Source organism: Streptomyces sp. NBC_01591, assembly GCF_035918155.1.
Classification (GTDB): Bacteria; Actinomycetota; Actinomycetes; order Streptomycetales; family Streptomycetaceae; genus Streptomyces.
The window spans coordinates 4605000-4623558 of record NZ_CP109327.1 but is presented as its reverse complement, the minus strand read 5'-3'; the positions used below and the strand labels follow the sequence as shown (position 1 = coordinate 4623558).

Here is an 18559-nt window from a genome sequence, read left to right as displayed (position 1 = left end):
GCAATCAGCCCCACCGTCATGACCGACCGTCAGCGCTTCATCGGATTCGTGCTCTGCATCGCCACGATCCTGCTGGCCGTGCTCGACACGGACATCGTTTCGTCGGCGACCGTGCGCCGTCGGCCTGCTCTCCGGCAAGCCGGCCGCGGTCGGCTGGTCGCAGAAGACCTTCGTGGTCAGCGGTACCGTCTGCGCGTCCGCCGCCCTGGCCCTGCTCGCCACGCTCTCCACGGACACCAGCTTCTGGACGGTCCGCGCCGCGCTGCTGCTGATGGGGGCCGGCTTCGGACAGCTCATCGGCCAGCTGATCCAGTTGGTCCAGGACACCGCGCCGGCCGAGCAGTTGGGCGTGGCCACCACGGGCGTCCGGTTCTTCCAGACCCTCGGCGGTGCACTGGGCGCCGCTCACTTCGGCACCGTCCTCAGCCGGGTCTACGCGGACCGCGGTCCCGGCGGCACGACCAGCACCATCGGCCGCCTGACCGGCCACGCCCACCAGCAGGCGCTGGACGCCTTCGTCTCCTCGACGAAACGTGGTCTTCTGGTCGGCGACCGGAGTGATGCTCCCGGCGGCCGTTCTGGCGACCCGGCTGCCGGCCCGGCGGGAACCGGAACCGGTGGACGTGAATGCCGCCGAATTCACCACGCCGCAGTCAGTCACGCCGCTCCACCGATGAAACGGAATTCCGCCGGAATTTCCGCACCCGGACGATACGAGGACGGCCCCGCCCATGAACAGGGCGGGGCCGTCCTCGTCAGGAACCTGCGGGTCAGGCGAGCAGAGCCGGAATGGTCGCCTCGTGCGCCGTACGCAGCTCGTTCAGCGAAATGCTGAACTCACCCTGGATCTCGATCTCCTCGCCGTCCACGACACCGATACGGGAAACGGGCAGACCACGCGCCCCGCACATGTCGTTGAAGCGAAGCTCCTCGCTCCGGGGAACGGAGACGACCGCGCGCCCCGCCGACTCGGAGAAGAGGAAGGTGAACGCGTCCAGACCGTCCGGCACGACCAGCCGGGCACCCTTCCCGCCACGCAGGCAGGACTCGGTGACCGCCTGGATCAGACCGCCGTCGGAGAGGTCGTGCGCCGCGTCGATCATGCCGTCGCGGGAGGCCGAGATCAGGATCTCGCCGAGCAGCTTCTCGCGGCCCAGGTCGACCTTGGGCGGCATGCCGCCGAGGTGGCCGTGAACGACCTCGGACCAGGCCGAGCCGCCGAACTCCTCACGCGTGTCGCCCAGCAGGTAGAGGAGCTGTCCCTCTTCCGCGAAGGCGACCGGCGTACGCCGGTTGACATCGTCGATCACACCGAGCACGGCCACGACCGGCGTCGGGTGGATCGCGGTCTCACCGGTCTGGTTGTACAGCGACACGTTGCCGCCGGTGACCGGGGTGCCCAGCTCCAGGCAGCCGTCCGCCAGACCACGGGTGGCCTCGGCGAACTGCCACATGACGTCCGGGTCCTCGGGCGAACCGAAGTTCAGGCAGTCCGAGATGGCCAGCGGCTTGGCGCCCGAGGCGGCGACATTGCGGTACGACTCCGCCAGCGCGAGCTGCGCGCCGGTGTACGGGTCGAGCTTGGCGTACCGGCCGTTGCCGTCGGTCGCCATGGCCACGCCCAGGTTCGACTTCTCGTCGATCCGGACCATGCCGGCGTCCTCGGGCATCGCGAGCACGGTGTTGCCCTGCACGAACCGGTCGTACTGGTCCGTGATCCAGGACTTCGACGCCTGGTTCGGCGAGGCGACCAGCTTGAGGACCTGCTCGCGCAGCTCCGCACCGTTCGCCGGCCGGGCCAGCTTGCCCGCGTCGTCGGCCTGCAACGCGTCCTGCCAGGACGGGCGCGCGAACGGGCGGTGGTACGTCGGGCCCTCGTGGGCGACGGACCGCGGCGGCACGTCCACGATCTGCTCGCCGTGCCAGAAGATCTCCAGCTGGGAGCCCTCGGTCACCTCACCGATGACGGTGGCGATGACGTCCCACTTCTCGCAGATCTCCAGGAAACGCTCGACGTACTGCGGCTCGACGATCGCGCACATGCGCTCCTGCGACTCGCTCATGAGGATTTCCTCCGGCGAGAGGGAGGAGTCGCGCAGCGGCACGGTGTCCAGCTCGACGCGCATACCGCCGGATCCGGCGGAGGCCAGCTCGGACGTGGCGCAGGAGAGCCCGGCACCGCCGAGGTCCTGGATGCCCGCGACGAGCTTCTCCTTGAAGATCTCCAGGGTGCACTCGATGAGGAGCTTCTCCTGGAACGGGTCGCCGACCTGGACGGCCGGGCGCTTGGCCGGGCCGGTCGACTCGAAGGTCTCCGAGGCCAGGACCGAGACGCCGCCGATGCCGTCGCCGCCGGTGCGGGCGCCGTAGAGGATCACCTTGTTGCCGGGGCCGGAGGCCTTGGCCAGATGGATGTCCTCGTGCTTCATCACGCCGATGCAGCCGGCGTTGACGAGCGGGTTGCCCTGGTAGCAGGCGTCGAAGACGACCTCGCCGCCGATGTTCGGCAGACCCAGGCAGTTGCCGTAGCCACCGATGCCCGCGACGACGCCCGGCAGGACGCGCTTGGTGTCGGGGTGGTCGGCCGCGCCGAAGCGCAGCGGGTCGACGACGGCGACCGGGCGGGCACCCATGGCGAGGATGTCGCGGACGATGCCGCCGACGCCGGTGGCCGCGCCCTGGTAGGGCTCGATGTACGAGGGGTGGTTGTGCGACTCGACCTTGAAGGTGACCGCGTAACCCTGACCGACGTCGACCACACCGGCGTTCTCGCCGATGCCGACGAGCATCGCGTCGTTGACGGGGACCTTCTCGCCGAACTGCTTGAGGTGGACCTTGCTGCTCTTGTACGAGCAGTGCTCGGACCACATCACGGAGTACATGGCGAGCTCGGCGCCGGTGGGACGGCGGCCCAGGATCTCGCGGATCCGGGCGTACTCGTCCTCCTTGAGGCCGAGCTCCTTCCAGGGCTGCGCGACGTCCGGGGTCTCGGCCGCGTGCTTGACCGTATCCAGGCTCATGCGTTGACCAGCTTCTTGATGATCGAGGTGAAGAAACCGAGACCGTCGGTGCGGCCGGTTCCGATCAGCGGCTCGACGGCGTGCTCCGGGTGCGGCATCAGGCCGACGACATTGCCCGCGGCGTTGGTGATGCCGGCGATGTCCCGCAGCGAGCCGTTGGGGTTCATGTCCAGGTAGCGGAAGGCGACCCGGCCCTCCGCCTCCAGCTCGTCGAGCACGCGCTCGTCGGCGACGTAACGCCCGTCCATGTTCTTGAGCGGTACGGAGATCTCCTGGCCCGCGGAGTAGTCCGAGGTCCAGGCGGTCTCCGCGTTCTCGACGCGCAGCTTCTGATCGCGGCAGATGAAGTGCAGGTGGTTGTTCTGCAGCATCGCGCCGGGCAGCAGATGCGCCTCGGTCAGGATCTGGAAGCCGTTGCAGATGCCGAGGACCGGCATCCCCGCCTTCGCCTGCTCGATGACGGTCTCCATGACCGGCGAGAAGCGGGAGATGGCGCCGGCCCGCAGATAGTCGCCGTAGGAGAAACCGCCCGCCAGGATGACCGCGTCGACCTGGTGCAGGTCCTTGTCGCGGTGCCACAGCGATACGGGTTCGGCGCCCGCGACCCGTACGGCCCTCAGGCTGTCCTTGTCGTCGAGCGTGCCGGGAAAGGTGACGACTCCGATACGAGCAGTCACTTCGACTCCTCGGCCTTCTCCACCTTCACGGTGAAGTCCTCGATGACGGTGTTGGCGAGGAAAGTCTCGGCCATCTCGTGAATACGGCTGAGGGCGGCGTCGTCGACCGGCCCCTCTACCTCGAGCTCGAAACGCTTTCCCTGACGTACGTCCGCGATTCCCTCGAAGCCGAGACGGGGCAGTGCGCGCTGCACCGCCTGTCCCTGCGGGTCGAGGATCTCGGGCTTGAGCATGACGTCGACTACGACGCGTGCCACTGGCACTCCCGGTGGTGGTGTGGTGCGGCTGTTTCTCCGGGGGGCTCCCCAGACCCCCGCAGGTCCCCTCAGCGTACCTGGCCAGAAATTCTACGCGGGTAGATATCGAAGCCCCTTGATCACGCCCAGATATCGGACGCGACAACACATGGGGAAAGTCCTGCAAAAAAAATCCTCACCAGCAGCACACACAGAAGGCTGACACGCGGAGGTAATTGGGTGGGCTTCACAATGCGGCACCCACCGCTGTACAAATGATTACCGGGGAATGCAGCATTGCCCCTAAACAGTCGGCACCCGTCGACGCCGTATCCGCCTGGCAGCCGGAAGGCCGGTATCAGCGCATACCAGAAGCGCCGATACCGTAGGAAAGGACCGATATCCGTGGCTCAGCGCGTAGTGGTCACGCTCTCCGACGACATCGACGGGGGAGCAGCGGCGGAAACGGTCTCCTTCGCCCTGGACGGGAAGTCGTACGAGATCGACCTCAATCCGTCCAATGCAAAGAAACTGCGCAAGGTCCTCGCGCCGTACATGGCGGCAGGCCGAAAGCAGACAAACGCCAGTAAGCACGGCAAGACTCCCGTGTCGTTCCGGCACACTTCGCTCGCACCCGACCCGGCGGCCGTGCGCGCCTGGGCCCGCTCCCACCGGATGGAGGTGCCGGCCCGCGGCCGGATCCCCAAGAAGGTCTACGAGGCGTTCCGCGAAGCGAGTTGACCGGCCGTCCGGATCCGGCCCGTCCGCCCAGCCCGCCGAGAGCGGTCGGCGCCCCTTCGGCGACACCCTGCGGGAGCCGACTTGCGCTACACCCCCGCAGGTCGGCTAAAGTCTGGAGCACGCCGAGGGGCAAGGCCGCAAAGCCGAACCTCACGCAGCGTGCGGGTGTAGTTCAGTAGTAGAACATCCCCCTTCCAGGGGGAAGGCGCAGTGTGCAATTCCTGTCACCCGCTCTGCATCGCTCTTATCGACCACTCCGGTGGATCGGGTAGAGTGATGCTCACGCCGCCCGATGGATCTCCTCTCGAGGAGTACAATGAGCGGCAGTAATGCGGACGTGGCTCAGTTGGTAGAGCATCACCTTGCCAAGGTGAGGGTCGCGAGTTCGAATCTCGTCGTCCGCTCTTGATCGAAATGAAGGCCCTGGTCGATATCGACCAGGGCCTTCGTCGTGCCCCTCATCACATGACGTTTGTCATGAGCAGTGATGACAGCTCGCACTGATCTCAGCGTCGATCCCGCGGAAATCTGTAGGCATGACCAGCGACGACATTCCAAGCAACCGCGCGGACCGGGCTGTGGCACCCGCCACATCCACCTCCGCTGCCGCCTCCGTCTCCGCTTCCACATCCGCCTCCGGTGCGGTGATCGAGGCGAACGGTGTGCGGCGGCGTTATGCGGGTGGCTTCGAGGCCGTGGCCGGTGTCTCCTTCTCGGTGGCGCGCGGCGAGCTCTTCGCCCTGCTGGGTACGAACGGTGCGGGAAAGACCTCCACCGTCGAGCTGCTGGAGGGCCTGGCCAGGCCCGACGCCGGCACGGTGCGGGTGCTCGGCCACGACCCGTTCCGCGAGCGCGCCGCCGTCCGGCCGCGTATCGGGGTGATGCTCCAGGAGGGCGGGTTCCCGTCCGACCTGACGGTCACCGAGACGGTACGGATGTGGGCGGGCTGCACCAGCGGCGCGCGCCCGACCGGCGAGGCGCTGGCCCTGGTCGGGCTCACCCACCGGGCGCGGGTGCGGGTCAAACAGCTCTCCGGCGGCGAGCGGCGCCGCCTCGACCTGGCGCTGGCCCTGCTCGGCCGGCCCGAGGTGCTGTTCCTGGACGAGCCGACCACCGGGCTCGACGCCGAAGGGCGGCGCGACACCTGGGATTTGGTGCGCGAGCTGCGCGACGGCGGCACCACGGTCCTGCTCACCACCCACTACCTGGAAGAGGCAGAGACGCTCGCCGACCGGCTGGCGATCATGCACCGGGGGCGGATCGTGACGGCGGGCACCACCGCCGAAGTGACGGCCGCCCGCCCCTCCCGCATCCGGTTCGAGCTGCCGGAAGGAGTACCGGCGGCACGGATTCCGCTGGGGCTGCGAGCCGCCGCTGACGACCGCCGGATCGAGATACGTACCCACCGGTTGCAGGAGTCCTTGGACGAACTGCTGACCTGGGCGAGGGAGTCGGACGTCCGACTGCTCGGCCTCGATGCCCGCTCGGCCTCGCTCGAAGAGGCGTTTCTCGATATCGCGCAGAGCGCGTCGGAGTCCGAAAAGGTGGCTGCGTGATGACGACCACGACGACCAGCACGACCGGTACGACGACCGGTACGACCAGCACGGCCAGCACGAGCACGGCGGCCGGCACGACGCTCCGGGGCCGGCTGACCGCCCTCGGGCGCGCCGAAGTCGCCCTGCTCGCCCGCAACCGGACGGCGGTATTCGTCTCGCTGCTGATGCCCGCCGCCATGGTCCTGGCGATGAAGTCGACGCTCAAGCAGTCCGTTCTCGACGGGACCGGCCTGAGCGTCGCCGGGGCGGCGCTCACCGGCGGCATCGGCATCGTGCTGATGCAGGCCGTCTACATGAACCTGGTCTCGTCCTATGTGGCACGGCGTGAGGACCTCGTCCTGAAGCGGCTGCGTACCGGCGAGGTCACCGACCGGGAGATCCTCATAGGGACCGCCCTGCCGTCGGTCGCGCTGGCTCTGGCCCAGACCGCCGTGATCGTGGTGGCGGGGACGGCCTTCTTCGGCCTGGACGCACCGCAGCGGCCCGAACTGCTGCTGGCGGGCCTGCTGCTGGGTGTGGTGCTGCTGGCGGCGCTGGCCGCGGCCACCTCCGCGCTGACCCGCACCGTGCAGACGTCGCAGCTCACCACTCTCCCGCTGTTCTTCATCTCGATGATGGGCTCGGGGCTCTTCGTGCCGCTGGAGGTCATGCCCGACCGCATGGCGTCCGTGTGCGAACTGCTGCCGGTGACCGGGGTGATGACGCTCGTCCGGACGGGCTGGCTGGGCGGGGCCGAGGGCTCCGACCTGCTCGTGGCCGCTCTGACGGGGCTGGCCTGGACCGCGTTCGCCGTGTTTGCTGTGCAACGTCGGTTCCGCTGGGATCCGCGACGCTGAGGAGGGACGTGCCGTGTCGGTGCTCGTACGGGGCTGGCGCCGCAGCTGGCAGCAGCGCAGCAAGCTGGAGCGGATCGACCTCTACTCGCGGCTGACCCTCTCGGTGATCCCCTGGCTCTTCACCCTGTCGTGGCAGCTGGTCCCCTTCAAGTCGGACATCCGCCATGCGCCGCTCCCGATCGCGCTGGGCGTGGCACTGCTGCTCGTGAGTCTTGCGCAATGCCTGCTGAGCAACCGCAACGTGGAGCTGTCGTACGCGCACTACCTCGGCACCGCCGTCTTTCCCCGGCGGCGGCAGCTGCCGCCACTGGTGCTGCTGCTGGTGAGCCTGGGGCTGCTGGCGACGATGGCCGGGGTGGACGGGGTGGAAGACGCCGGGCTGCTCATCATGACCATGAACGCGCCGGTGGCGTTCGCGATAACGCAGACCCTGCTGGTCCCGGTCCGCACCTTCCTGATCCAGTCGTTCGCCGTCACCGCGCTGAACGTCGGCGTCTTCGCCGCGGTCGGAGTGCGGGGCGGGATACTCGCCGGGGTGGTGCCTGCTTCGCTCTTCGGCTGCGTGCTCGTCCTGGTCTCCGTACGGCCCAGTGCCTGGAGCCTGGGCGTGATGTGGCAGGCCGAGGAGGCCCGAGACCTCCAGGCCCGGCTGGCGGTCGCCGAGGAGCGGCTGCGGTTCGGGCGGGACATGCACGACGTTCTGGGCCGCAACCTCGCTGTGATCGCGCTGAAGAGCGAACTCGCCGTGGAACTGGCACAGCGCGGCAGGCCGGAGGCGGTGGACCAGATGGTCGAGGTGCAGCGGATCGCCCGCACCTCCCAGCAGGAGGTGCGGGATGTCGTGCGGGGATACCGGGAGGCCGATCTGAGTACGGAACTGGCCGGCGCCCGGGGAGTGTTGAGTGCGGCCGGGATCGAGTGCGAGGTCGCGGGGGACATCGGCGGAGAGCTGCCCGCGCCCGTGCAGTCGGCGCTCGGCTGGGTCGTGCGGGAGGCGGCGACCAATGTGCTGCGGCACGGCGATCCGCGCCGCTGCACGATCCGGCTCAGATCCTCGGCGGACGCGGTCGTGCTGCAGGTGGAGAACGACGGGGTGGCGGTGGCCGCCGCGGGGCCGGGCGGGAGCTCCGGGGCGGGCGACGGACCCGGATCGGGCGGTTCCGGGCTGGCCGGGCTGCGGGAGCGGCTTCGCGTGTTCGACGGTTCGCTGGACGCGGGCCCGGCGGGGAACGGCTTGTTCCGGCTCACGGCGACGATCCCGCTCGGGCCGGCGGCGCCCTCGGCCCGACACGAGGAGCCACCTGCCGCCCGGCAGGCGCCCGCCCTTCAGGAGGAACGACGATGACGACCGTACGGGTGCTGCTGGCCGACGACGAGCATCTGATCCGGGGAGCGCTGGCCGCGCTGCTGGCCCTGGAGGACGACCTCGTGGTGGTAGCGGAGGCTGCGACCGGCCCGGAGGCGCTGGCCATGGCACGGGCCCACCGGCCGGATGTGGCGGTCCTCGATCTGGAGATGCCGGGCGCCGACGGTGTGAGTGTCGCCACATCACTGCGGGCCGAACTGCCCGGCTGCCGGACGATGATCGTGACGAGTCACGGCCTGCCCGGACACCTCAAGCGGGCGCTCGCGGCAGGCGTGCGGGCCTTCGTCCCGAAGACCGTCAGCGCCCGGCAGCTGGCCGGCATCATCCGTACCGTGCATGCCGGAAACCGTTACGTGGACCCGGAGTTGGCGGCCGACGCGATCTCCGCCGGGGACTCGCCGCTGACCGCGCGCGAGACCGAGGTGCTGGAGCTGGCGGCGGACGGGGCGCCCGTCGCGGAGATCGCGGAGCGGGCGTCGCTGTCGCAGGGAACCGTACGGAATTACCTCTCCGCGGCCGCTTCGAAGCTCGGGGCGGAGAACCGCCATGCCGCGGTGCGTCTCGCACGGCAGCGGGGATGGGTATAGTGGTTCTCGCGCTTCGGCGCTTGCGGACGTAGCTCAGTTGGTAGAGCGCAACCTTGCCAAGGTTGAGGTCGCCAGTTCGAACCTGGTCGTCCGCTCGGTTCAGCAAGAAGCCCCCGGCCTTCCGGTCGGGGGCTTCTTCGTGTTCGGTCGGGCAGGCCTACTGCCAGGACGTGCCGGTGAGGAGTTCGTACGCCTCCAGGTACTTCGCCCGGGTCGCGTCCACGATCTCCTGGGGCAGCGCCGGCGGCGACTGCTCGCTCTTCCGGTCCCAGCCGGAGGCCGGCGAGGTCAGCCAGTCGCGTACGAACTGCTTGTCGTAGCTGGGCTGGGCCCTGCCCGGCTCCCAGGTGGCCGCGGGCCAGAAGCGCGAGGAGTCCGGGGTCAGCACCTCGTCCGCGATGATCAGCTCCTCGCCTCCGTCGGCCGTGGGAGCGAAACCGAACTCGAACTTCGTGTCGGCGAGGATGATGCCGCGCTCGCGCGCGATGTCACGTGCCTTGCCGTAGACGTCCAGCGTGGTGCGGCGCAGCCGGTCGGCGGTCTCCTCGCCGACCTGGCGGGCCACCTCCTCGAAGCTCACGTTCTCGTCGTGGTCACCGACGGCCGCCTTGGTGGCGGGGGTGAAGATCGGCTCCGGGAGCTCGGAGCCGTCGACGAGCCCCTCGGGCAGCGCGAGACCGCAGACCGTGCGGGACTCGTTGTACTCGACGAGGCCCGAGCCGGTGAGATAACCGCGGGCGACACACTCGACCGGGACCATCCGCAGCGACTTGCAGATCAGGGTGCGGCCGGCCCAGTCCGCGGGGGCTCCGGCGGGGAGGTCCGTGGACAGGACGTGGTTCGGAACGAGATCGGCGAGCTGGTCGAACCACCACAGCGAGAGCCGGGTGAGCACCCGGCCCTTGTCCGGGATCTCGGTCGGCAGGACCCAGTCGTACGCGGACATGCGGTCGCTGGCGACCATGACGAGGTCGCCCGCCTCGTTCCGGTACAGGTCGCGCACCTTGCCCGTGTGCAGGTGGGTGAGCCCCGGGACCTGTACTGGCTCGGGCTTTTCTACAAATCCGGACACGCTGCCTCCGCGTAGGTTGATCCAGGAGTCGTTCCGATTCTCCCGTATCGGGGTGCGGTGGGGTGGAGCGGGGGCGTCCGTGGCGCCGACTTCCGTGGCCCCGGCCCGCGTTGCGACGAGCCGGGTTCAGTCGCGCTTGCAGATGCGGTCGAGGAGATTGGCGGTCGCCCGCTGGATGCGGGGGTCCACATGGCCGGGGCGGTCCAGTGCCGGGGACCAGGCGAAGGTGCCCGAGGCGAAGACGATCGCCCCGGACGGGGCCCGGTACACGGATGTCTCCTGGTGACGCTTGACGCCTTCGCTGTCCAGGTACGGGGAGTGGGCGAGCAGGATGCGGCTCTCGTGCTCGGGGAGCGTGGTGCGCGGGAAGTAGCGGTCGGCCTCGCCCGCGACCAGGCCGTCGAGCTCGTCGCCCTCGCCCGCGCCCGTCGCCTCCCAGAGCCAGTGCTCGGCGTTCCGTACGACCAAGGGGTGCGGATCGGGGACCCGGCCCGCGTACTGGATCCCGAGGAGCTGCTGCTCGGGGCGGTCGATCTCGCGCCAGAGGGCGGGCTTCCCGGGGCCGCGCCGCTTGCGGCAGGTGAGCAGGCGGTCCGGGACGCCGGACGGCGACGGCGAGAGGCTGACCTGCCAGTACATGGTGTTGGCGGAGAGGAAGACCAGCGAGGTGCCGCCGTCGCGGGCGCGTTCGACGGTACGGCGCATGGGCACCGACCAGTACTCGTCGTGGCCGGGGAAGACCAGGCCCCGGTAGCGGGCCGGATCGACGCGGCCGGCGTGCAGATCGCGGGTGTCGGCGTACGCGATGTCGTAGCCGTACCGCTCGGCCCAGCGGATGAAGTCGTAGGCGTGGCCGACGTGGAGCGGAAGGCCGGCACCCGCGTAGGGGCGGTCGAAGGAGACGGTGACCGCGGCGTCCTCCTCGCCCAGGAGGCAGCCCTGCTCGTCCCAGGCGTGGTAGAGGCTGGCGCCGGTGCGGCCGTCCTCCGGATAGAGGTTGTACGCCTGCCAGGTGACGTCCGGCAGGACCAGCAGCAGATCGGCCGGGTGGTCGTCGCGGACCGTGAAGGGGATGTGGGAGCGGTAGCCGTCCACCGTGGTGAGCACGGCGACGTACGCGCCGATCGACCAGTAGCTGGGGATCTGCAGCCGCCAGGACTGCCACCAGTGGTGGCAGGAGACCGTGCGGTCGGCGGTGAGCGGCGCGGGCTGGACGATGCCGGAGAGCCGGGGGCTCGTGGTGATCTGGGCGGCGCCGTCGCCCCCGTAGTGACCGATGCGGTAGATGTCCACGGAGAACTGCTGGGGCGGGTCCACGGTGATGTGGAAGTCGATCGCCTCGCCGGGGGCCGCGGCGCCCGTGGAGATGAAGCCCTTGATCTGGCGGTGCACATCGTCGGCCGTACGCGTACCGCCGTCGGTGGAGCCGCGGGCCAGGGCCGGATCGGCGTACCAGGGGACGACCTGCCCGGTGTCGTCGAAGTAGTTCTCACTGCCGCGCAGCCAGGGCAGGGGGCCCTGGCCGAAGGGGTCGGAGACGGCGTGCGCGAGGGCACCCGACTCCCAACGTCGGATCTGCTCCGCCCCCATAACGCTTCCCTCCCTCAAGTCCCCCGAGACAACAGTCGATGGTCGATGGGTGATGGCCGATCGCCAGTGGTCATGCGTCATCAGTGCGCCAACAGTGATGCGCCGACTGTCAGCGTTGATCCCCAGCACATCACATAACGCATGCACTCCGTCACCGTTCGTCGCGAATTGAAGTGAACGGAACCTGCCATTCCGGATGTTGGGGTGTGACGGCCGGGGCCGGTGGTTCAGACGAGGCGGACGGGCTTGTCGGTGCGTACGCCGATCGAGGCGAGCCAGGAACGCAGCGGCTCCGCGTCCCCGTCCTCGACCAGGCTGAGCACGGGACTGCCCAGGTCCGCCCGGCGCTCGCCGTCGACCAGCAGCGCGGGACCGTCGAGCCAGTCGAGGCCGGGCGCCGCGCCCGCCGTGTCCACCGCCGCGCAGCAGACCATCGCCGCGACATGGTCGGCGAGCAGTTCCGTACCCGTGCGGGGCGGCTGGAGCGGGAAGAGCGGGAGGGGGTCGGGGCCCCAGAGGTCCAGGACGTCCCCGCCCGCGCCGGCGGCGGCCTGGGCGCCCGCCGGGCTCGACGCGCCGTCGGCCGCCCGGTGCTGCTGGGCCGCCTCCTCCTCACGGGCCACCGCGGCGCTGATCCCGGCGGCGAGCTCCTCGCCGCCCCCGGTCCGGCCTGCCAGGTGCTCGACGACACGGGCCAGTGTGGGCACCCCCGCGTCGATGGGGCAGACAGTGCGGGAGGGGTCGTGGGAGCCGTCGAGACCGTCACGGTCATCGCGGCCGGGGCCGGTGGCGGCCTGGTGGGGCTCGGCGGTCATCGAGTCGAGGACGCGGTGCAGGCGCGCGGCCTCGGTGCGCCACTTCCGGTCGACGACCTCTTCCGGGTATTGCTGCCAGTCGACCGGCGACCAGTCCGGGCCCGTACGGGCCGGGCCGCCGTGGAACAGGCGGGCCGCGAGCAGCGATGCCGCCTCGTCGGCCGCGCCCGGCTCCTCCAGGAGGTCGCAGGCGGGGCGCTCGCCGAGCCGCGAGGCGAATCCGTCGGCCAGCCGGTCGCGCCGGGACAACTCGGTGAGGGCGGATACGACGCCCGCGTCCAGCCGGGACGGCCAGCGGCCCATCCGCCAGGCGGGCAGGGCGACCCGGGTGAGAAGCCGGTCCCAGCCCGCGTAGGCGAGGCCGACCTGCTCCTGGGCGACGATCCGCAGACCGTAGTCCACACCCTGTGCACGGACCGAAGCGGCGGCGGCGACGCTCCGCTCCATCTCGGCAGCATGGCCGCGACAACTGCGCAGCAGCAGCCTGGCGATCCGGCCGACGAAGGCACGGGGCACTCCACGCACCCGGGCCAGCGGCCCCGGCACGGGCGCCGCGGCGTCGGCAACCGCTCCGTCGAGCCCCCGTACGAAACGACGGGCCGCGGCTATGTCGGGATGCGCGGACGGGCCCGTGCCCGCGACGACCGGGGCGAGCACCGCCCGTAGCTCCGCGACCCGCATCCACCACAGGAACGGTGATCCGATGACCAGCACCGGAGCTGCCTGGACCCGGCGGCGGGACCGGGCCGCGGAATGCGCGGGCAGGTCCGGGTCGGCGCCCGCCGCGGGCTGCGCCGAGGGGTGGGTGCGGTCCTCCAGCCAGCTGTCGCAGTCGGGCGTCAGGGCTATCGCCGAGGGCGCGGGGACCCCGAGCCGGTCGGCGAGGTCCCTGACCAGGCGATAGAGATCGGGGGCGGCCTTCTCCGGGAGCGGGACGGTCGGACTGACCGCCGGCCTCGCCCGTACGATCGCGACCGCGACCGCCGCGGCGAGCAGGAGCACGACGACCGCGCAGGCCGACACGGCCCAGCGTGCCGTGTCCCAGCCGCTGCCCACGGCGAGGCCCTGGGCACCCGCCACCAGCAGCACGACGGCCACCGCCGCCGGCAGGATCGCCACGGCTGTCGCCCTGCCGCGGATGCGCAGCAGGGCATGAGCTCGGGCACGCGCACTCAGCGCACCCAGCTCCTCACTTGTACCGGTACCGGACACGTCCGGACGTCACCCCCTCTGCCCCCGCGGCGGTGTAGTTCACTCCCCCACTGTGGCACCCGTCACTGACATCGCAATGCCAGTGGGCCAAGTGCCGGAATGCTTGCGCCGCACCCTAGTTGGGGCCTCGGCGGACGTCATCCGGATGGCCCAGCCGTCACTCGATGGAATGGCTTTGGGTAAAGGTGCTGACGCGCCGCTGTCTTTGAGGCAGCGGCGCGTCAGTGCTTGTCAGGGGGTGTTCGGTGCTTGCCAGAGCGTGTAAGGACGTGCCAGTGGAGGCAGCCGCTGCCGGTTTGCAGCGGGGCGGGGCGGGATCGGGGCCTGGGTGGGGCCGCCCCGGGGCCGGTCCCTCCTGAGGGCCGGCCCCGGGGCTGCGCGGCCTTCACCGCGGCCGGTCTCAGCCCTCTGCGGCCTTCCGGGCAATGTCCGTACGGAGGTGCGAGCCGTCGAGCCGGATCCGGGCCGCCGCCGCGTAGGCGCGCTCCCGGGCGCCCGCGAGGTCCTTGCCGGTCGCGGTCACGGACAGCACCCGGCCGCCCGCGCTGACGATCGTGTCGCCCTCCCGCCTGGTGCCCGCGTGCAGGACGTACGCATGCGGGGCATCCTGCGCCGCCACGTCGTCGAGCCCTTCGATCGGGTCGCCCGTCCGCGGCGTACCCGGGTAGTTGTGCGAGGCGATGACCACGGTGACGGCCGCGTCGTCGCGCCACTTGAGCGGGGGCAGCTCGTCGAGCGTGCCGTTGGCGGAGCCGAGCAGGACGCCGGCCAGCGGGGTCTTCAGACGGGCCAGGACCACCTGGGTCTCGGGGTCACCGAAACGGGCGTTGAACTCGATCACCCGGACGCCGCGCGAGGTGATCGCGAGGCCCGCGTACAGCAGCCCGGAGAACGGGGTGCCGCGGCGGCGGAGTTCGTCGACGGTCGGCTGGAGCACCGACTGCATGACCTCGTCGACCAGCTTGGGGTCGGCCCACGGGAGCGGGGAGTACGCGCCCATGCCACCGGTGTTCGGGCCCTCGTCGTCGTCCAGGGCGCGCTTGAAGTCCTGCGCGGGCTGGAGCGGCAGCACGGTGGTGCCGTCCGTGATCGCGAAGAGGCTCACCTCGGGACCGTCGAGGAACTCCTCGATGACCACGCGGTCGCAGGCCAGGGCGTGGGCGCGGGCCGCCTCGACGTCGTCGGTGACGACGACTCCCTTGCCCGCGGCGAGACCGTCGTCCTTGACGACGTACGGGGCACCGAAGGCGTCGAGGGCGGCGTCGATCTCGGCCGGGGTGGTGCAGACGTAGCTACGGGCGGTCGGGACGCCGGCCCCGGCCATCACGTCCTTGGCGAACGCCTTGGAGCCCTCCAGCTGGGCCGCCTCGCCGGAGGGGCCGAAGCAGAGGATGCCCGCGGCGCGCACGGCGTCGGCGACCCCGGCGACGAGCGGCGCCTCCGGGCCGACAACCACCAGTCCGGCGCCCAGGTCGGTGGCGAGGCGCGCGACGGCGTCGCCGTCGAGGGCGTCGACCGGGTGCAGTTCGGCCACCTCTGCGATACCGGCGTTGCCGGGAGCGCAGTACAGAGTGGTGACGTCGGGGTCGAGGGACAGAGAGCGGCACAGGGCGTGTTCGCGGGCGCCGCCGCCGATGACGAGGACCTTCACGGGATGCAGCCTAGCCGCCGGGGCGCGGCGCCCTTGACGGACGCCGCTCCGTGGACACCCCGGGGCGCTGTGACGGGCGTCCCGGGAGCCCCGGAGCGCGGCCCGCTATTCGTTGGTGAACTCCTCGACGACCGTGGCGCCCAGCTCGCGGACGATCAGGTCGTGCCCGGAGAGCGCCGAGTCGACGAGGTCCGGGTCATCGGCCTCGGGGGTGTCGTCCTCGGGAGCGACCGCGCGCGGGGGCTCGGGCGCGGAATACGACTGCTGCGGTGCGGCCTCCGCGGCGGGCCCGGCGCCCGGCTGCTGGTGGCCCGGCTGCTGGTGGCTCGGCTGCTGCTGGTGCGGCGAAGCGGCCGACCGGGGTTCATAGCTCTGCTGGGGCGCGGGGGCCTGATGCTGCTGCACGGGAGGCGCGGCGGGGCGGCCGCCGCCGGTCTGCGGAGGTGCGCCGGCGCCGCCCGACGGGTCGACGATGGCCTCGATCTTCCACTGCGCGTTGAACCGCTCGGCGAGGGCCTGCCTCAGCACGTCCTCGCTGCCGCTGCTCGCGAAGTTGTCGCGCGCGCCCGCGTTGAGGAAGCCGATCTGCAGGGTGGTGCCGTCGAAGCCGGTGACCTGGGCGTTCTGGCTGAGCAGGATCCAGGTGAACCGGCGGCGGTTCTTCACGGCCTCCAGGATGTCCGGCCACATGTTCCGCACCTGGCCGGCGCCCTGGGCCATTCCCGGACTCGGCTCGGCGGCGGCCGGTACCGGTGCCGCGGGCGCGGCCTGGACCGGCGCGGCGGCCGGAGCGGCCTGCGGCACGGGCGACTGGCCCGGGGCGGATGCGGTCGGCCAGCCGCCGGGACGTCGGCCCGATTCCGGCGCGGCCGCGGTGGGCCAGGCGCCGGGACGCTGACCGCCCGCGGGAGCCGGGGCCTCGGCCGGCGGCTGCGGGGCGACGGGGGCGGCGGTCGGCGCCGCGGCGGGGGCGGGCGGCGCCGCGTGGACCTGCGCGGGGGCGGGGGCGGGCACCTCGCCCCGTACCGCCGCACGCGCGGCGGCGGGTCCCGTACCGGGCTGAACGACGGGTGCAGCAGGTGCGGTGGGCACGGGCGCATGGGCCAGCGCCTCCGGACCGGGTACGTACCCCATGGCGGGCCCCGGGCCCGTGGTCGCGAAGGAGGCGCCCCGCTCCAGCCGGTCGAGCCGGGCCTGTAGCGAACGCTCGTCGTCGAAGGCCGCGGGCAGCAGCACCCGGGCACAGATCAGCTCGACCTGGAGACGCGGCGAGGTCGCCCCGCGCATCTCCGTGAGCCCCTCGTTGACCAGGTCGGCGGCGCGGCTCAGCTCGGCGGCGCCGAAGACGGACGCCTGGGCCTGCATCCGCTCGACGACATCGGCGGGGGCATCGATCAGCCCCTTCTCCCCGGCGTCCGGCACAGCGGCCAGGATCACCAGGTCGCGCAGCCGCTCCAGAAGATCCGCGACGAAACGGCGCGGGTCGTTGCCTCCCTCGATCACCCGGTCCACGACCTCGAACGCCGCGGCCCCGTCGCCCGCCGCGAAGGCGTCCACGATCGAGTCGAGCAGCGAGCCGTCCGTATAACCGAGCAGCGAGGTCGCCATGGCGTATGTCACACCGTCGTCGCCCGCGCCGGCCAGCAGCTGGTCCATCACCGACATCGAGTCACGCACGGACCCGGCGCCGGCCCGCACGACGAGCGGCAGCACGCCGTCCTCGACGGGGCTGTTCTCCTTGCCGCAGACCTCGGCAAGGTATTCGCGCAGTGTCCCCGGCGGCACGAGCCGGAACGGGTAGTGGTGCGTACGCGACCGGATGGTGCCGATGACCTTCTCGGGCTCGGTGGTCGCGAAGATGAACTTGAGGTGCTCCGGCGGCTCCTCGACCACCTTCAGCAGGGCGTTGAACCCCGCCGACGTGACCATGTGCGCCTCGTCGATGATGTAGATCTTGTAACGACTCGACGCGGGCCCGAAGAACGCCTTCTCCCGCAGATCACGGGCGTCGTCCACGCCTCCGTGCGATGCGGCGTCGATCTCGATGACATCGATCGACCCCGGCCCGTTGCGCGCGAGGTCCCGGCAGGACTGGCACTCCCCGCACGGCGTGGGCGTCGGCCCCTGCTCGCAGTTCAGACAGCGGGCCAGGATGCGCGCACTGGTCGTCTTGCCACAGCCGCGCGGACCGCTGAACAGGTACGCGTGATTGACCCGGTTGTTCCGCAGCGCCTGCTGCAGCGGGTCGGTGACATGCTCCTGCCCGATGACCTCGGCGAACGACTCGGGGCGGTAGCGGCGGTACAGCGCAAGGGACGACACACATACGAGGTTATCCGGGCGGACCGACAACCGGCCCCGGACCGGGCGAAGCGCCGCCCGTCCCCAGGAAACGCAGGGGCTCCGGAAACACAAGGGCCCCCCACGCACCCGCCAGAGCCAACCTACCCTTGCTGCCTTCCGGCCCTGGGGGAGTTCAGTCAGATAGCGCCACGTGAGGGGCTGACGCCCACCTTAGCCGATCCCCACCCCTGCCGGTCCACTCCCCCCAACCCACGAAGCCCCCGCGAACAAATCCGAACGAGTCCGAGGGGGGTCCGAACGGAACAGGTTCGCGAGCACTCCTCAACGTCTTGTATTGTTTGCCGCGGAGGATTCGCCTAGTGGCCTAGGGCGCACGCTTGGAAAGCGTGTTGGGGGCAACCCCTCACGAGTTCGAATCTCGTATCCTCCGCCATTGCTCTCACCGGGCAATACGTCGAAGGCCCCCGCTGCTCGCAGCGGGGGCCTTCGACGTTGGTGGTCTCAGTTGGCTGGCGAGGCCCTGGTAGATCCCCGAGGGCAGAAGGCGACAGATGTCCGGGCACCGCTCTGCACTGCCGGGACCTCGGGGAGGCCAGGGTCCGGCGCCCTCTGGGTTACTGCCGGTACGGCGAAACGAGCTCGGCCTAGGCGTACTGGCGTCCGGCTACTGGCGGATCATGCGCGCTCTGGAGCCAGTCGTGAGCGATCGCGCGGTGGCCCCACAGCCTGGCAGCTCGCACTGTCCTGGAGGACAAGAAGGTGTGATCAATGACAAACGCGGCTCGTGGAGCACGGCGCTTCTACAAGGTGGCCTTCCCAACTGGGAGTCGACGAACCGACCGATCACGAGGATGGCCTCTGCCACGCTTGGCCAACACCACCGGAAGTCAGAG

General features: G+C 70.8%; 14 protein-coding genes, 4 tRNA genes and 1 other RNA gene. 10 read left to right on the top strand and 9 right to left on the bottom strand.

The window, feature by feature from the left end; translation table 11 throughout:
• Positions 1–172 precede the first annotated feature (172 nt).
• Positions 173–835, top strand: coding sequence for a hypothetical protein (locus OG978_RS21550; protein WP_326766789.1), 663 nt, complete (start codon positions 173–175; stop codon positions 833–835).
• On the opposite strand, the gene purL is transcribed toward OG978_RS21550, so the two are convergent.
• Genes purL through purS form a run of 3 tightly spaced genes read right to left on the bottom strand, consistent with a single transcriptional unit; the run spans position 771 to position 3954 of the window.
• Entirely contained in the window at positions 771–3020 is a 2250-nt protein-coding gene (purL, locus tag OG978_RS21545; RefSeq protein WP_326766788.1) for a phosphoribosylformylglycinamidine synthase subunit PurL, read from the bottom strand. The two genes, OG978_RS21550 and purL, sit on opposite strands and share 65 nt — an antisense overlap.
• On the bottom strand, positions 3017–3697 hold the full coding sequence (gene purQ, locus OG978_RS21540) for a phosphoribosylformylglycinamidine synthase subunit PurQ (RefSeq protein WP_317863803.1): 681 nt from the start codon (positions 3695–3697) through the stop codon (positions 3017–3019). The genes purL and purQ overlap by 4 nt, the downstream gene beginning before the upstream one ends.
• A complete protein-coding gene (gene purS, locus OG978_RS21535; RefSeq protein WP_176729353.1) occupies positions 3694–3954 on the bottom strand; it encodes a phosphoribosylformylglycinamidine synthase subunit PurS in 261 nt (86 codons plus the stop codon). The genes purQ and purS overlap by 4 nt, the downstream gene beginning before the upstream one ends.
• A 384-nt stretch (positions 3955–4338) precedes the next feature.
• Between purS and OG978_RS21530 the strand changes: the two genes are divergently transcribed.
• The 8 genes from OG978_RS21530 to OG978_RS21495 all read left to right on the top strand — a co-directional run bounded on the left by OG978_RS21530 (position 4339) and on the right by OG978_RS21495 (position 9117).
• A complete protein-coding gene (locus OG978_RS21530; RefSeq protein ID WP_326766787.1) occupies positions 4339–4674 on the top strand; it encodes a histone-like nucleoid-structuring protein Lsr2 in 336 nt (111 codons plus the stop codon).
• Positions 4675–4835: 161 nt separating this feature from the next.
• Positions 4836–4907, top strand: a tRNA-Gly gene (locus OG978_RS21525).
• Between the two features lie 98 nt (positions 4908–5005).
• Positions 5006–5078 (top strand) — tRNA-Gly (locus OG978_RS21520).
• 132 nt (positions 5079–5210) lie between these two features.
• On the top strand, positions 5211–6230 hold the full coding sequence (locus OG978_RS21515; protein WP_326766786.1) for an ABC transporter ATP-binding protein: 1020 nt from the start codon (positions 5211–5213) through the stop codon (positions 6228–6230).
• Positions 6230–7069, top strand: coding sequence for an ABC transporter permease (locus tag OG978_RS21510; protein WP_326766785.1), 840 nt, complete (start codon positions 6230–6232; stop codon positions 7067–7069). Before OG978_RS21515 ends, OG978_RS21510 begins: the two co-directional genes overlap by 1 nt.
• A gap of 19 nt (positions 7070–7088) precedes the next feature.
• Positions 7089–8414, top strand: coding sequence for a sensor histidine kinase (locus OG978_RS21505; protein ID WP_326770111.1), 1326 nt, complete (start codon positions 7089–7091; stop codon positions 8412–8414).
• Positions 8411–9022, top strand: a complete 612-nt coding sequence (locus tag OG978_RS21500; protein WP_072488568.1) for a response regulator transcription factor — start codon at positions 8411–8413, stop codon at positions 9020–9022. Before OG978_RS21505 ends, OG978_RS21500 begins: the two co-directional genes overlap by 4 nt.
• Positions 9023–9044: 22 nt before the next feature.
• Positions 9045–9117: transfer RNA gene (locus OG978_RS21495), tRNA-Gly, on the top strand.
• Positions 9118–9179: 62 nt separating this feature from the next.
• On the opposite strand, the gene OG978_RS21490 is transcribed toward OG978_RS21495, so the two are convergent.
• From OG978_RS21490 to ffs, 6 genes are all read right to left on the bottom strand, one after another.
• Positions 9180–10094: a phosphoribosylaminoimidazolesuccinocarboxamide synthase gene (locus OG978_RS21490; protein WP_326766784.1), complete on the bottom strand. Its 915-nt coding sequence runs from the start codon at positions 10092–10094 to the stop codon at positions 9180–9182.
• A 126-nt stretch (positions 10095–10220) separates the two neighbouring features.
• Complete coding sequence (locus tag OG978_RS21485) at positions 10221–11684, bottom strand: N,N-dimethylformamidase beta subunit family domain-containing protein (RefSeq protein ID WP_326766783.1); 1464 nt, start codon at positions 11682–11684, stop codon at positions 10221–10223.
• A 227-nt stretch (positions 11685–11911) separates the two neighbouring features.
• The gene (locus OG978_RS21480; RefSeq protein WP_326766782.1) at positions 11912–13711 is read right to left on the bottom strand and encodes a hypothetical protein; all 1800 of its coding nucleotides are present in this window, start codon (positions 13709–13711) and stop codon (positions 11912–11914) included.
• A gap of 400 nt (positions 13712–14111) precedes the next feature.
• Positions 14112–15362, bottom strand: a complete 1251-nt coding sequence (gene purD, locus OG978_RS21475; RefSeq protein ID WP_326766781.1) for a phosphoribosylamine--glycine ligase — start codon at positions 15360–15362, stop codon at positions 14112–14114.
• A gap of 105 nt (positions 15363–15467) precedes the next feature.
• On the bottom strand, positions 15468–17684 hold the full coding sequence (locus tag OG978_RS21470; protein ID WP_326766780.1) for a DNA polymerase III subunit gamma and tau: 2217 nt from the start codon (positions 17682–17684) through the stop codon (positions 15468–15470).
• 89 nt (positions 17685–17773) lie between these two features.
• Positions 17774–17868: signal recognition particle sRNA small type (gene ffs, locus OG978_RS21465), an RNA gene on the bottom strand.
• Positions 17869–18011: 143 nt separating this feature from the next.
• On the opposite strand from ffs, the gene OG978_RS21460 reads away from it, so the two are divergent.
• A tRNA-Ser gene (locus OG978_RS21460) sits at positions 18012–18099 on the top strand.
• The last annotated feature ends 460 nt before the right edge of the window (positions 18100–18559 follow it).